This is a genomic window from Chitinophaga agrisoli (assembly GCF_008386695.1).
Taxonomy (GTDB): Bacteria; Bacteroidota; Bacteroidia; order Chitinophagales; family Chitinophagaceae; genus Chitinophaga; species Chitinophaga agrisoli.
The window spans coordinates 319,219-333,240 of record NZ_VUOC01000004.1 but is presented as its reverse complement, the minus strand read 5'-3'; the positions used below and the strand labels follow the sequence as shown (position 1 = coordinate 333,240).

13 protein-coding genes are annotated in these 14,022 nt (G+C 48.8%); 8 read left to right on the top strand and 5 right to left on the bottom strand.

Annotated elements, in window-relative coordinates; all coding sequences use genetic code 11:
• Positions 1-43: 43 nt before the first annotated feature.
• Positions 44-1,660 carry a hypothetical protein gene (locus F0L74_RS20660; RefSeq protein WP_149839818.1) on the top strand — a complete coding sequence of 539 codons (1,617 nt, stop codon included), beginning with the start codon at positions 44-46 and terminating at the stop codon, positions 1,658-1,660.
• A 1-nt stretch (position 1,661) separates the two neighbouring features.
• Here the strand turns inward: F0L74_RS20660 and F0L74_RS20655 are convergent, their stop codons facing one another.
• The 4 genes from F0L74_RS20655 to F0L74_RS20640 all read right to left on the bottom strand — a co-directional run bounded on the left by F0L74_RS20655 (position 1,662) and on the right by F0L74_RS20640 (position 5,192).
• A complete protein-coding gene (locus F0L74_RS20655) occupies positions 1,662-3,017 on the bottom strand; it encodes a serine hydrolase domain-containing protein (protein WP_149839817.1) in 1,356 nt (451 codons plus the stop codon).
• A 76-nt stretch (positions 3,018-3,093) separates the two neighbouring features.
• A complete protein-coding gene (locus tag F0L74_RS20650) occupies positions 3,094-3,705 on the bottom strand; it encodes a Crp/Fnr family transcriptional regulator (protein WP_149839816.1) in 612 nt (203 codons plus the stop codon).
• Between the two features lie 62 nt (positions 3,706-3,767).
• Positions 3,768-4,520 carry a pirin family protein gene (locus tag F0L74_RS20645; RefSeq protein ID WP_149839815.1) on the bottom strand — a complete coding sequence of 251 codons (753 nt, stop codon included), beginning with the start codon at positions 4,518-4,520 and terminating at the stop codon, positions 3,768-3,770.
• An 87-nt stretch (positions 4,521-4,607) separates the two neighbouring features.
• Positions 4,608-5,192, bottom strand: a complete 585-nt coding sequence (locus tag F0L74_RS20640; RefSeq protein ID WP_149839814.1) for a Crp/Fnr family transcriptional regulator — start codon at positions 5,190-5,192, stop codon at positions 4,608-4,610.
• Positions 5,193-5,308: 116 nt separating this feature from the next.
• Here F0L74_RS20640 and F0L74_RS20635 point away from each other — a divergent pair, with 116 nt between their 5' ends.
• The 4 genes from F0L74_RS20635 to selD are packed head-to-tail and all read left to right on the top strand — an operon-like array spanning position 5,309 to position 9,861.
• Entirely contained in the window at positions 5,309-6,145 is an 837-nt protein-coding gene (locus F0L74_RS20635; RefSeq protein ID WP_149839813.1) for an alpha/beta hydrolase, read from the top strand.
• 19 nt (positions 6,146-6,164) lie between these two features.
• Positions 6,165-7,739, top strand: a complete 1,575-nt coding sequence (locus tag F0L74_RS20630) for a Na+/H+ antiporter (RefSeq protein ID WP_149839812.1) — start codon at positions 6,165-6,167, stop codon at positions 7,737-7,739.
• Positions 7,740-7,774: 35 nt separating this feature from the next.
• Positions 7,775-8,818, top strand: coding sequence for a tRNA 2-selenouridine(34) synthase MnmH (gene mnmH, locus F0L74_RS20625; RefSeq protein WP_149839811.1), 1,044 nt, complete (start codon positions 7,775-7,777; stop codon positions 8,816-8,818).
• A 5-nt stretch (positions 8,819-8,823) separates the two neighbouring features.
• Complete coding sequence (gene selD, locus F0L74_RS20620; RefSeq protein WP_149839810.1) at positions 8,824-9,861, top strand: selenide, water dikinase SelD; 1,038 nt, start codon at positions 8,824-8,826, stop codon at positions 9,859-9,861.
• Positions 9,862-9,932: 71 nt separating this feature from the next.
• Here selD and F0L74_RS20615 read toward each other — a convergent pair whose 3' ends face one another.
• Positions 9,933-10,286: a hypothetical protein gene (locus F0L74_RS20615; protein ID WP_149839809.1), complete on the bottom strand. Its 354-nt coding sequence runs from the start codon at positions 10,284-10,286 to the stop codon at positions 9,933-9,935.
• Positions 10,287-10,592: 306 nt separating this feature from the next.
• On the opposite strand from F0L74_RS20615, the gene F0L74_RS20610 reads away from it, so the two are divergent.
• The 3 genes from F0L74_RS20610 to F0L74_RS20600 all read left to right on the top strand — a co-directional run bounded on the left by F0L74_RS20610 (position 10,593) and on the right by F0L74_RS20600 (position 14,018).
• Positions 10,593-10,793, top strand: a complete 201-nt coding sequence (locus F0L74_RS20610) for a hypothetical protein (protein ID WP_149839808.1) — start codon at positions 10,593-10,595, stop codon at positions 10,791-10,793.
• A 165-nt stretch (positions 10,794-10,958) separates the two neighbouring features.
• Positions 10,959-11,366, top strand: coding sequence for a DUF3887 domain-containing protein (locus F0L74_RS20605; RefSeq protein ID WP_149839807.1), 408 nt, complete (start codon positions 10,959-10,961; stop codon positions 11,364-11,366).
• Positions 11,367-11,603: 237 nt separating this feature from the next.
• Complete coding sequence (locus F0L74_RS20600; protein ID WP_149839806.1) at positions 11,604-14,018, top strand: outer membrane beta-barrel family protein; 2,415 nt, start codon at positions 11,604-11,606, stop codon at positions 14,016-14,018.
• Positions 14,019-14,022 lie beyond the last annotated feature (4 nt).

Sequence of the window (14,022 nt, the reverse complement as noted above, 5' to 3'; positions counted from 1 at the left end):
TTATTAATATGTTTGATATTGATAATTTATTAAAGTAATGAGAATGACTATCCGATCTGTATCCCTGTTTATCTTGTGCATCATTGCGGGATTCCCCATAGCTATGGCCCAGACGCCCCAGGTGGCGCTTAGCGCCTCTTTCCCGGAGCCCTCTGCCGACGGCTGGGACAAACTGGTGCTGCTGGCCAATGGCAATACCTGTTACCTGCATTTTGACAAAAGCGACGGCATACAAACGGCGCTGTACAATGCCAACCGGGAGCTGCTGGCGTCTGATAAGATCAGCGGCAAAGGCTGGGATACCCGGGATATGAATGATACGGAGATAGATGGGGTGTATGAGATAAACGGGCAAGTGGTCATTTTCCTGCAGCAGCTTATTAAATACAAACCCAACCTGTTCCGGATTGTCATTGACGGCAATACCGGGCATTGGGTACAGGAAGATAAGATAGGGGAGCTGCCTACGGTGCTGCACCGGGACGCTATTGCCCTTAACAACCTGGCCTCCCACGATTTTTATGTGGCCAAAGACCCTTACAGCGGGCATTATGCCGTGGCATTCTTTGCCGGCGGGGAGCTATCACGTAAAGAAACGCCGCGGGAGCGGATAAAGGTGCTGCATTTTGCACCGGACCATCAGTTGCTGAACCAGGCTTTTTACACCCTGCCGGATAGCACCACCTATCCTTATTTCTCTTACCTGGATATGGCGGTACAGGGCAAAAACAGCGTATACCTGTGCACGGTGGCTTTTAATACTAAAAAGATGGAAGACCGGCCACAGTCCGAGGTATGGGTATCGGCCCTTAAAGCCGGCCAAACGGAGTTCACCCACCAGCCCATGGGCTATACGGCCAATTTTGGCAACGCCTATGCAGACCTGCAATGGTCGCCCGTTACGCAAAAGCTGCAACTGCTGCTGCTGGCCGCGCCGGAGGCTAAAGCCAAACCGGACGAGCGCCGTTATTTTATGAACTACCTGGACGCCGCCACCTGCGCCTTACTGCAACAGCGCCCGCTGCAGTTGGATAAGATAGCGCCGGGCCCTTACAGCGGACAGCCCCAGCTGATGACCGTGCAGCCCAATGGCATTACCACCCTGCAGCTGGAGCAGATGCAGGAGTTTTCACAGGGCAAGAATGTGTATAATATGCTGCATACTACCCTGGGCGATGTTGGTATTTGCAGTATTAGCCCCGCCGGACAGGAAGACAGCGGCTATGTGGTACCTAAACAGCAGGTAGCCAATGGCGGATTTCAGCCCCTGTACCTGCAACGGAAGAACCGCGGCGCCTGGGTGTTCCGCAACCGTGTGCCGGCACTGAATACCACGCCGTACCTGTCTTTTGACTATATACATACTGCTCACGGCGATTATACCCTGTTTAACGATTACCTGCAGTTCCTGGACCGTGGCGGTCAGTTTGAAGACCGCAAGCCCCTGCGTTACCTGACAGAGGCGAATATTATCTGTTATTACCACAGCGGGGCGCAAACGGAGCGTATGTTCCTGTTTGGCAAGCCGGAAACGGATAAGGCGTATTATTGTATGCTGGGCGCCTCTGACCGTAAGGCGGGGGAAAATAAGTATGCCACGATACTGATCACGCGGACGGCGGCTGAGAAGAAAGCGCAGATCGCGTGGATAACGTTTTAACTTATTGGGCTTTTAGCCATTCATAATGGCCGTTCTGGGTAACATTGATCTTTACCACCTGACCTTTTTCTGTCACGAATTCACAGTTGGCGTCTAACAGGTTTTTAAACTGGAATTTGGTGGGAGATTGGAAAAGGAGCGGGATCACCTGGTCTGCGGAAACCCTGGCCACGAGATGGCCATTTTCCGGGAGGATGGTGATCGTTTTTCCGGTGTCAACGGATAGTTTGTAAACACCAGTATATTTTTCAAGCGTTTTTTTATCCAGTTTCAGATCCCGCTGCAGCGGCTTATTAAGCGCGATGCCGGAAATGTTAATGGATAACTCATCCATGGGCGCTGTGTCGTTATTGCATAAAATGGCCACGAACACATCTTCATCGGGGAAATAGATCTCATTAGACAGAAAGCCAGGCAGGCCGCCCGCATGTTCGATGGATTTTATACCGTTCGAGGTCTTAGCGAACCAGCCATAACCATAACCGGTTAAGGTCCCATCCCTGAGCTGATAGGAGGTAAAGGCTTTTTGAAGGCTTGTTTTTCTCAATACCTGGTAAGTATACAGCCCTTTATGCCATTTAAACAGATCATCCACATTGGCAATTAATCCGCCGGCGGCATATTCAACGGTCGGGCTCCAGTATTCCGCATTTTTTAAGGCATCGTTTTCCTGGCGGTAACCGTGTACACGATGGGGAATAATGATGCCCGCACTGTCAAAATAAGTATGCGTGAGCTTTAGCGGCGCAAGCAGGTGATCTGCTATATATTTTTGATAACCTTCGCCTGAAACCCTTGCGATAATATAACCTAACAGGTAGTACCCGGAGTTACTGTAGGAAAATCTGGTACCGGGGTCAAACTCCAGCGGGTAATTTTTAAAGCTGTCGATCATCTGTTTGGGGCTGAAGTCCCATCTTTCCATAAATAAATGCGGGTCATTGGATTCCAGGTAGTTAGGGATGCCTGATGTATGCGTGAGCAAATGTTCAATTGTGATGGTATGGCCTTTTGACGGATAATCAGGAATGAACTTTTGTACACTATCCTGCAGTGAAATTTTGCCTTGCTCTACCAGCTGGAGAATAGCCACGGCTGTAAACTGTTTGGTGATGGAACCCAGGTTAAAGACCATGTTGGCATTGAGGGGCACGTTCAGCTCCAGGTCTGCGCTGCCAAATGCTTTGTGGTAAATCACCTGGCCCCGTTTTGCCACCAGTACCACACAACCGGGCCGGGTTGCCGGAAACTGTTTTGTTAGCAGGTTATCTAGCTGCTGCGGGATGCGGTTGTCCTGGCTGTGAGCAATGGCAGCGCCAAACAGGCAAATGATAATGCAGAGGGCTAATTTAAACATAGCATGGAATATAAACCGGTATATCCATCAATATACGATTTTAATTCCTTGCTGTTTGCCCTTCCTGTCACGTTGATCAGAAACGGCCGGCAACCATCCCGTTATTATCACTGCGGATGGCTTTTGAGCGGATGGTATTAAAGAATTCCGGGGTAAAACCCAGGTAGCTGGCGATATGTTTTTGTGGGATCCGCTTGTCAAACTCCGGGTATTTTGCGCGGAAATAATTGTATCGTTCGCAGCCGGTCATAGACAGCAGCTGTATAGTTTTTATATGGTGGGTGGCCAGGGAGTTCTGGTAAGAGATCCTGAAGAAGCGCTCCAGCGCGGGTATTTCCTTTAGAAAGGATTCCAATGCCAGGTTGGAGATGTGCACCAATTCGCAATCCTCTACCGCCACAATATTACAGAGGGCGGCGGTATTAAAGGTTCGGCTGTAGATATCTGAGACCCAGTAGCCTTCTACCGCGAAGTAGATATTATGCTCCATCCCTTTTTTATCGAGATAGTAGGTGCGTAAACAGCCTTTGTTCACGTAATACTCGTGACGCGCGTCCTCTCCACCACGTACCAGAAACTCTTTGCGCTTTAGCTGCTTTATGCTCAATAGATCGCAAAGCTTGTGCTCTTCTTCCTCCGTAAGCTTAACATGACGGCGTATAGTTGACAGAATGCCCTGAAAGTCCATATGATATCTAACTAGATAAGACAAATATCGCGACTCCCGGGGGCGGAAAAAATTATGGTACCTTAATTTTTTATGTGGTCTGGCTGACCACTTATAAATAACAACTGACAATCTGCTTCTGCACGGAAGCTCAGTTTTGCGTTTTCCGTGGCGGCGCCTACGGCAATGGTATCATTGGCGTCCATCACTATATTCCCGGCCGGGGTATCTACCGCCAATTTCCCTGACAATAGATAAATAGTGCCGTTCCAACCGGCGGGCAGCTGGTGCTGGAATGTTTTGCCACGCGCGATCAACAGATCCAGAAAGGTGATATCCTCCGGTGTTTTTACCGGGTTTACCAAATCGTTTGTTGCGCCTGACACTACTTTGATATGTACGCCTTCTGTTTCTTTTACCGGCATTTTTTCTACCGGGATCAGCACGCTTTTAGGCGGCATGTTCCTGGTAGCGGCGGGTATTTCCAGGAAAAGCTGCAGGCCATGGATGCTGGTGTTATCCTTTTCCGGGAACTCGTGGTGGGTAACGCCACTGCCAGCCCATGTCCACAACAGGCTGCCGGGCGTAATGGTAAGGTCTGAGCCCATGGAATCCTTGTTATGGTATGCCGCAGAATCATCAAAAAGATAACTTAATGCGGACATGTGCCTATGCTCATGCGGACCAAAAACATCGCTGCTTAAACGGAAATTGTCAAACCCCATAAGTGGTGTGAACAGGCCGGCGTAGTTATTCCTGTTTGCGCGAAAGGCGGAGAAGGAGGCATTGCCTGTCTGGGCCAATTTTACGATGCTGGATAGTTTTAAATCAGACATGATCGTTGTTTTTTCTGGCAGTAAAACTATCGCGATGCAGATTGCCGGCGATTAAGAAATCTTAAGAAATGGCGGGCATGGGAATAATTAACGGCCGCGGGTCACTTTTGCATGGATGAGGTTAAAGAATTGCGGCGTTAACCCCAGGAAGGTGGCGATGTGTTTTTGCGGTATGCGGTTGGCCATTTTTGGATATTTCTCCATAAAGCTGATGTAGCGCTCTTCCCCGCTCATATGCAGCATTTCCAGGTTCCGGAGATGCTGGTTTACGAGCGCGTGCTCATAAGAGAGGCGGAAAAAGCGTTCCAATGCGGGCGCTTCTTCCATAAACTTTTCCAATGCATGGTGGTTGATCTCTACCAGCTCACAATCTTCGAGCGCAACGATATTGCAGAAGGTAGGGGCCATGCGGGTGCGGCTGTAAAGGTCTGAGATCCACCAGTCTTCTATGGCGAAATAAAGATTATGCTCCAGCCCTTTTTTATCGATAAAATAGTTGCGGAGACAGCCTTTATTTACATAATACTCGTACATGCATATATCGCCTTCCCGTACCAGGAACTCCTTTCTTTTGATCTTTTTAATGGTCAGCAGTGCGCAAAAAGCCGCTTCTTCCTGCGGTGACAGCGTAGTGTAACGCCTTATGTTCTTTAAGATATTATCAAAAGTCATGATCAGATTATAGTTACGACAGTGAAAAGGTACCCTACCCAAGTTTAAGAAAAATTAAGAAACATTAAGTTTTTTAAGCTGGCTATCATGGAGTTTTGTGAGGAATTCTGACAACCATGATAAACCTGAAAGACGGCCGGAAAGGCTTTGAGAACTTTGGTAACGCATATGCCCCGGCGGGGAATGTTACCCGTAAAGACATTACTGTAGCAGGCGTTCCCTGCGCCTGGTTTACCCCTGCGGATGCGGGCGAAGATGATATCGTGATCTATATACACGGTGGCGCTTTTATCTTTGGCTCCATTAATTCGCATGCTCCCATGGTGAGCCATATTGCGGCCGCGGCCAACCGGAAAATACTGGCGATAGATTACCGGCTTGCACCGGAACATCCATTCCCGGCAGGGGTGGAGGATTGCGTGGCTGTTATTACAGCCATCCGTGAACAGTATCCCCAGGTTAATTTTGGCCTGATGGGCGATAGCGCGGGCGGTAATGTTACCATGGCAACGTTGCTGAGTTTAAAGGCACTGAATGGGCCTTTGCCGTTGTACAGTATTGTCATCTCTCCCTGGGTGGACCTGGAATGCAAGAATGCCAGTTACGAGCGGAACAAGACAGTGGATACCCTTTTAGGGCGTGCTTATTTAATGGAGGCCGCCGGGATGTATGCAGCCGGCCGGGAGCTGACCACCCCATTACTTTCTCCGGTTAATGCGGATTTTACCGGATGCCCGCCGGTGCTTGTGATGTGCGGTACGTATGAGATACTGGAGGATGATTCCGTGCACTTGCATAAGCGGCTGCAGGAATGCGGTGTAGACGCCACGCTTGAGCTGTTTGAAGGCGAGCTGCATGTATGGCCTTTTAATGAAATTGATACAAAAGCATCCCAACAGGCGCTGCGTGATATGGCCCATTTTGTGGCGAAACACAGTACTGTAAAAATTTGATCCTTAAAATATTAATAACATGCTGGAAGCGAACCTGCTGATCATTTTATCGCTGCTGTTTGTAACGTCTATGCTGGCGCTGCTGAGTCAACGGCTTAAGATCTCTTACCCGATATTGCTGGTGTTGGCAGGTTTGCTTATCAGCTTTATACCCAAGGCGCCGGTGATAAAAATGGACCCGGATATCATTTTTATCATTTTTCTGCCGCCATTGCTATACGCATCTGCCTGGAATACCTCCTGGGGCGATTTCTGGCGGTTGCGGCGGCCCATAGGGCTGCTGTCCTTTGGTCTGGTGATCCTTACTGCTACGGCGGTGGCATTCTTTTCCCACTGGCTGATCCCTGATTTTTCGCTGGCACTTGGTTTTTTACTGGGGGGTATTATTTCTCCGCCTGATGCGGTGGCTGCGGCTTCTGTTTTTCAAAGCTTAAAAGTGCCGAAGCAGGTGGTATCCATACTGGAAGGGGAGAGCCTGGTGAATGACGCATCGAGCCTGATCGTGTTCCGGTTTGCACTGGCGGCTATTTTTACCGGGCAGTTTGTATTCTCCGAGGCGGTTGGCAGTTTCTTTACCGTGGTGATATTTGGGGTGCTGATAGGACTGGCCATTGCGCATATTGTGTATGCCATCCACCGGTTTTTACCTACTACGCCCAGTATCGATACGGCGCTGACGCTAATCTCGCCTTACCTGATGTACCTGACGGCGGAACATTTTCATTGTTCCGGTGTGCTGGCGGTGGTGAGCGGTGGTCTTTTCCTCTCGTTCCGCTCTTCCGATATCTTTTCCTATAATTCGCGCCTGCAGGCGAACACCGTGTGGAATGTGCTGGCTTACCTGCTGAACGGCATTGTGTTTATCCTGATAGGGCTGCAGCTGCCGGATATTATCCAGGGCATTGGCGAATACTCCCTGAAGGATTGTATCTTTTTTGCCGTGGCCATTAGCCTGTTGACCATTGTGATCCGTATCCTTTGGGTGTTTATGGCTGCTTATCTGCCTATTCTGCGCAGCAAAACTATTGGCCGTCCGGATTGGAAATCCGTATTTATCGTAGGGTGGAGCGGTATGCGCGGCGTGGTATCGCTGGCGTCCGCGCTGGCAGTGCCGTTAACCCTGGTGGATGGCAGCGCGTTCCCGCAGCGTAGCCTGGTATTGTTCATCACCTTTGTGGTGATACTTGTTACGCTGATCCTGCAGGGGCTTAGCCTGCCCGTTATCTTACGGTTCATGAAGCTGGAAGTGGAGGAAGAAGGCCCGGAACAGGAGCAGGAGATCACGCACCGCCTGGCGGAGGCCGTAATCGCTCATCTTGATACGCATTGCCAGCAGGAAGTGATGGAGAACCCGGTGTTCCGCCGCACCAGGGAACGGTTTGAACGGATAGCCGAAGCGGCCGGTAATGGCCTGATGAGCGCAGACGCTACGCCGGCATTAATGAAAACCCACCAGGAGATGTTATTGGAGATCATTGCCGTACGGCGGGCAGAACTCAAACATATGCACCGGCGGCAGGAATTTACGGTGGAGCTGATCCGCGCAAAGGAACGCGAACTGGATATGGAAGAGGCCAGCATACGGGAATCCTGAATTAGTGCACTGGTATTCCGTATCTTAGGGACCTAATGATACGAAATACGACCATAGACGATCTCATAAAACGGCAGACAGCGGTTCCCCTGATCGATGTGCGTACGCCTGCTGAATTTGAAAAAGGCCATGTACCCGGCGCTTTTAATATACCGTTATTCAGTAATGAAGAACGGGTGCAGGTAGGTACCACGTATAAGCAGACCGGCAGGGAAGCGGCCATTTTGTTAGGTTTTGATCTAACGGGGCCTAAATGGTCTGATATCATCAGGAAGGCTTTGGAAATAGCGCCGGACAAAAAAGTAGCCGTTCATTGCTGGCGGGGCGGTATGCGCAGCGGCGCTGTGGCCTGGGCGCTTGATCTGTACGGGTTTACCGTATACCTTATACAGGGTGGCTATAAACATTACCGCCGTTGGGTGCATCAGCAATTTGCAACGGATCATCAACTATGGATACTAGGTGGCATGACAGGCTCCGGTAAAACCAGGATCTTACAGCAGATGATGCCCCTGGGCCAGCAGGTGATCGACCTGGAGGAGCTGGCGCAACACCAGGGCTCATCCTATGGTAGCATGAATAAGCTGGTGCAGCCAACGCAGGAGCAATTTGAAAATAACCTGGCGGACCGTATAAAAGATATGGATACCCGCCGCCCGATATGGATAGAGGATGAAAGCCTCAATATTGGCAGATGTTTGATCCCCCACGCGCTCTGGAACCGAATGCGGCAAGCGGTACTGTTTGACCTTAAAGTACCGTTGGAACAGCGGGTAGCATCGTTGGTACAGGAATACGGTATATTGGACAAAGACTTCCTGGTGGCGTGTACGGAACGGATCCACAAACGCCTGGGCCCCGAACAAACCAAAAATGCCATTGCCGCCATCCGGGAAGACCGTATGGAAGACTTTATCAGGATAGTCCTGGTCTATTACGATAAAACTTACCGGACAGGTCTGGGCAAGCGGGCGCCGGATCATATATTTCCGGTAACGATGACCGGCCTTGATACTACGGCCGGCGCGCAAAAACTGATCTCCTTTATTACTAATTTCCCTGCTACTGAAAAAGCATGATCCTGATGGAAGCTACATTTAAACTGACGCAATATTCCCACGGCGCCGGCTGCGGTTGTAAGATAAGCCCTGCCATACTTGACAAGATACTGCATAGCGCTACCGTTTTGCCGCCTGATGGCAGGCTGCTGGTGGGTAATGATAAACGCGATGATGCCGCTGTGCTGGACCTGGGAAATGGCACGGCCCTGATCTCCACTACTGATTTTTTTATGCCGATCGTGGACGATGCTTATGATTTTGGGCGCATTGCCGCTGCCAATGCCATCAGCGATGTGTATGCCATGGGAGGTACGCCGGTGCTTGCCATTGCCATACTTGGCTGGCCGGTAGACAAACTGCCGCCTGAGGTAGCACAGCAAGTGCTGGAAGGCTCGCGGGCTATTTGTGCGGAGGCAGGTATTACCTTAGCCGGAGGCCACAGCATTGATTGTCCGGAGCCTGTATTTGGACTGGCGGTAAATGGGCTGGTGAACATCCCTGATCTAAAACAGAACTCAACGGCTGTACCAGGTTGTAAGCTGTATTTAACCAAGGCATTGGGCGTAGGTATTTTGTCTACCGCGCAGAAGCGGGGTTTGTTACTGGAGGAGGACGCGGCTATTGCTTTAAAGAGTATGACGACTTTGAATAGACTAGGTAAATTATTCGGATCGATGCCGGGCGTGCAGGCGATGACAGATGTAACGGGTTTTGGCCTGCTGGGGCATTTGTCTGAAATGTGCGAAGGAAGTAATGTGGCGGCCGTGCTGGAGTTTGAGAAGGTACCGGTGATCGCTTCCCTGCCTTACTACCTAAATAAGGGGTGTTTCCCTGGCGGTACTACCCGCAACTGGAATAGTTATGGCAGTAAGATCGGACCGGTGACCGATCAGCAGCAATACATACTGGCAGATCCGCAAACGAGTGGCGGTTTGCTGGTGGCTGTTGCGGCAGCTGCGGCGGATGCTTTTGAAGCGCGGATGAAGGAAGAAGGGCAGCCGGTACAGGCGATCGGGTGGTTGGAGGAAAGGGGAGAAGGGGCGCTGATCACGGTTAGATAGTTGGAAACATCAGCTGGTATAAAATACAAATGGACGATGAAAGTCGTCCATTTGTATTTATATCATTCGCTTTATTTCGACATCAGACTAGCGGGAAAACGCATGCCTTCCTCATCTGCAAGTACTTTATCCATAGCTTTCTTTAGTCCTTTTGGAACCAGGTTTACTTCTTCCGGCGTTAAGACCTTAATGATCTCCAGGAAATCATCGTCCTCATCATAATAACCAAAATACAGGGTAGATTTATCGGCATGTACGCGCAGGGAGATCTCATTATCTTCATCCGTATGCATACTTACCACCGACCATTGTTCTGTGTCTGAGTAATCGAAACGGATATCAATATTCGCTTTGGCGCGTAGCGCTGTCAGCAGTTCTCCGATCATTTTCCCGGCGTTATTATTTACCAGTTCTTCGTAGTTCATGAATGTTTAATTGAAAATGTGAAGTTAAGTTTTTTCTGGTCGAAAATCCATGCTTTTGGCGTTATCATCATATTTCTATCAGATAGCCTGTTCGTTGCCATGCGTACTTTATATGACGGCACTGCGCTATTCATAAAAAAACAGGTAAGACCACGGGTATCAAAAGATGATGGTAAGATAATTTTTATTAAATTCCATTGTACTGTAGAATTGGACAACCCCGCAAGCTATAAATGCTGAACAACCGCCCTACGGCAGTGCCCTGGCTAAAGATAAGGGTGGATCATTTTTTAAATACTATCACTGATGAAAAAGCTCGAAGCTAAAAAGCTGCAGTTAAATCCCATTAAGATCGCGAAACTGTATCATGTAAGATCAGGCGGCAACACGCCATTTGCCAGCGACGCCAGTACCTGCCAGGTGTCTTGTGGTACGTGTAGCGTGATCACCTGTACGGATGTGGTATGCCCAACGGTGCGGGGATGTGATCCATGGACGGAGGCATAAGGGACCTGGTTTGAAACAAAAGGGGATGTACCTGATCAGATACATCCTCTTTTTTATTTTAGTACTGGAGTATCCCGGACTACCGCTGGTAACAATCAGCTAACATCCTACCGGCATGTTTATTACCTTAGGCATCGAAACATTGTTGACCTAATTAACAGCACTATGAAAAAGCTAAATATCCTGCTCAGTTTATGTTTGTTATTATGCGTTAGCGCCGTTCATGCGCAATCATCAAATGATACCACTACCGCAAAGACCTTCTTAATGTTACAGCAAACCGGCCAATTCGAAAAAGCGCATGCGCTGCTCGACACGCTCGCGACAAAAACGGTGAGTGCGGCACAGCTCAAAAAAGCCTGGGAGGAACAGCTGGTGGCAAGGCATGGCAAATTTATTGCTGCACATTTTACCTCTCAAAAAGAAGAATTAGGATATAATGCGGTCTATGAAAAATGCACCTTTGAAAAGAACGTTGTTGATCTGAGGGTCGTTTTTTCCAAAAGCCATAAGATCCTGGGGTATGTTGTAGCCGGTATTACGCCGGTGGCCGGCAGTGGTACCGCCAAGTGATACCGGTCCTATAACCGATCTGCATTTTTTTTGCTACCAGTCATAAAAAAAACTTGCACCGGGAATTTATTTGCCCTACATTAATGCTGTCATTAGTACTACAAGTCAATGAATTAATAATAACCATCCGGACCCAATCAGGAAACCCGTAAATCATAACCATGTTATAGAAATAAACGAGCAGTATTTAATACATCGGATCAACTAGCACCGGTAAAGACCCATAGAAAATAGGCTATGAAACTCACGCTGACTAAAGTTATACCTGGTCTGGCAGGGATCGCTATGCTTTTTATCGCCAACGTATCGAGCGGCCAGATCGCAGTTTCAGGTAAAATTATTGATAGTAGTACAAATAGCGCGCTGGAGCTTGTGACAGTAAGGCTGCAATCTGCCGCTATGCAGGAAAAGGTAGTATCCAGCGATAGCGCGGGCGGTTATACATTTACCGGCTTGCAACCCGGCCGCTATAAGCTTGTGCTATCTTTTATCAATTTTACGGAACGTATATTACCGCTTAACCTGGGGAAAGATACTATTGTTAACCTTTCCCTGTCCCGCTCTTCGCGGCAGCTGAATGCCGTAAACGTAAACGCCCGGAAGCCGGTGCTGGAACGGAAGATCGACAGGCTGATATTTAATGTCAGCAATAATATAAATGTGATTGGCTCAGATGCTTTAGAGGTGCTGTCACATACGCCACAGGTGAAAGTGGACGGGAACAGTATTTCCATCATAGGAAAGGAGGGCGTTACCATTATGATAAATGACAGACCCCTGCAATTGGGGCCTGAAGCGCGCGCTGCTTATCTGAAGTCCATCCCGGCGGAATCTGTTGAACGTATTGAGGTAATGACAAACCCACCCGCCATGTATAGCGCACAGGGCAGCAGCGGCATTGTTAATATTGTCCTTAAGAAGAAGAAAGACCCGGGCTATAGCGGCACCGCTAATCTAAATCTGTCAAAAAGTAAATCAGGCGGTGCATCTGGCGGAGTTAACCTCAATTACAACAGCGGGAAGATGCGTTACTTTGGCAGCATAAACTCCGCTAAAGGCGCGCATATCCCTACTTATAACAGGACGGTGTTCTATGAAAGCCAGACCCAGCAGGAAAGTACGGAGACCAAAGAGCTTTCCCAGTTCGTAAACGGCGAGGCCGGATTTGATGCGGATCTGTCTACCACCAGCTCCCTGGGGGCTTCAGTGAATTTTTTCTACTCTTATCCTTACCAGACCAATACTGTGAGGGCATTGTTCATTGACAATAAGGATAAGCTACCGGACTCTATTTCGGAACAGCATAACAGGGAGAAGGTTGCATACCGCTCGATCTCTTCCAACATCCACTATGCAAAAGCCTTTGACACCCTTAACCGTAAACGGTTGGTGGTGGATGCAGATTGGGCCGCGACCAGTTTTGACCGCCCCAATATGATCGATAATATATTGTATGGAGCAGACGGCAACCCGTTGCCGGGGCGCTTTTCCAGCACCATTTCCAGTAATGCGCAGTCTACGGACCTGTATTCTTTAAACGGGGTTGTGTACCTGCCGGGGCGGCAAGATGAGCTCTCCTTTGGCGGCCGTGTCAATTTCATCAAAAACACGAACGATGTATTACTGGACGTCAGCGGCGACGGCGCTGCCCATATCAACAACAAGAACCTGTTTACGTTCAACGAAAACACGCAGGCTTTATTCGTTAACTATAAAACGGATCTTGGCAGCCACTGGTCATTCCAGTCCGGCCTGCGGGGGGAATATACCCAAACCAAAGGGCATTCTTACACCATACCGGACAGCATTCATACAAACGCTTATTTCAACCTGTTTCCCACCATCTACCTTTTATATAAGCTGAACAGCAAGCATACCCTAACGTTAAACTATGGCAGGCGTATTAACCGGCCGGGCTTTAATAGCTTTAATCCATATCGCCAGTACTACTCCCAGTACCAGTATGGAGAGGGCAATCCCCTGCTGCAACCTTCCATTTCAAATAATTTCTCGTTGTCAGAAACATACAACGACAATCTGAATATATCGCTGCAGTACAGTTATAGTAATGACCAGACAGGCGTTATTTCCCTGGTGCAGGACAATACCCGCACAACGGTACTGAAATTCTTTAATTTTCTGTCAACCAGGTCTGCGTTGTTAAGCGTGAATTATACCATTGATAAGATAAAATGGTTCCAGAGCATTAATGAATTTGATCTTTACTATAACAGGTCTGTTTCTTCGCTGGGTTATACGGCGCCGGAAATTTCCGGCTGGGGGGCCGCGTTCAGCAGTGATAACAGCTTTTTCTTTAACAGTGCAAAAACCTTTGCCGGCGGCGTTTATTTCTCCTACCAGTTCCCGGATGTAAGTGGTATTTACAACAATGCCCGGTATTATTATTTCGATGTGTCCGCCCGGTACCTGTTGTTGAAGAGCAAACTGCAGGTGGCCATTAAGTTATCCGATCTGTTCAAAACAAGGAATGTAAGCTCTCAATACCTGGTAAACGGTATCCTTACCACGGATATGTCCAACAATGATAGCAGACGGGTTACGCTTTCCCTGCGGTACAATTTCGGGAACAACAGGTTAAAGAAGGGGCAGGCCCACTCCGCAGAAACAAATAAGGGAAGGGCGGGCAGTTAACATG

Coding starts and splice junctions, on each gene's coding strand:
- F0L74_RS20660 (WP_149839818.1), top strand. CDS start 44: ATGACTATCCGATCTGTATCCCTGTTTATCTTGTGCATCATTGCGGGA.
- F0L74_RS20655 (WP_149839817.1), bottom strand. CDS start 3,017: ATGTTTAAATTAGCCCTCTGCATTATCATTTGCCTGTTTGGCGCTGCC.
- F0L74_RS20650 (WP_149839816.1), bottom strand. CDS start 3,705: ATGGACTTTCAGGGCATTCTGTCAACTATACGCCGTCATGTTAAGCTT.
- F0L74_RS20645 (WP_149839815.1), bottom strand. CDS start 4,520: ATGTCTGATTTAAAACTATCCAGCATCGTAAAATTGGCCCAGACAGGC.
- F0L74_RS20640 (WP_149839814.1), bottom strand. CDS start 5,192: ATGACTTTTGATAATATCTTAAAGAACATAAGGCGTTACACTACGCTG.
- F0L74_RS20635 (WP_149839813.1), top strand. CDS start 5,309: ATGATAAACCTGAAAGACGGCCGGAAAGGCTTTGAGAACTTTGGTAAC.
- F0L74_RS20630 (WP_149839812.1), top strand. CDS start 6,165: ATGCTGGAAGCGAACCTGCTGATCATTTTATCGCTGCTGTTTGTAACG.
- mnmH (WP_149839811.1), top strand. CDS start 7,775: ATGATACGAAATACGACCATAGACGATCTCATAAAACGGCAGACAGCG.
- selD (WP_149839810.1), top strand. CDS start 8,824: ATGGAAGCTACATTTAAACTGACGCAATATTCCCACGGCGCCGGCTGC.
- F0L74_RS20615 (WP_149839809.1), bottom strand. CDS start 10,286: ATGAACTACGAAGAACTGGTAAATAATAACGCCGGGAAAATGATCGGA.
- F0L74_RS20610 (WP_149839808.1), top strand. CDS start 10,593: ATGAAAAAGCTCGAAGCTAAAAAGCTGCAGTTAAATCCCATTAAGATC.
- F0L74_RS20605 (WP_149839807.1), top strand. CDS start 10,959: ATGAAAAAGCTAAATATCCTGCTCAGTTTATGTTTGTTATTATGCGTT.
- F0L74_RS20600 (WP_149839806.1), top strand. CDS start 11,604: ATGAAACTCACGCTGACTAAAGTTATACCTGGTCTGGCAGGGATCGCT.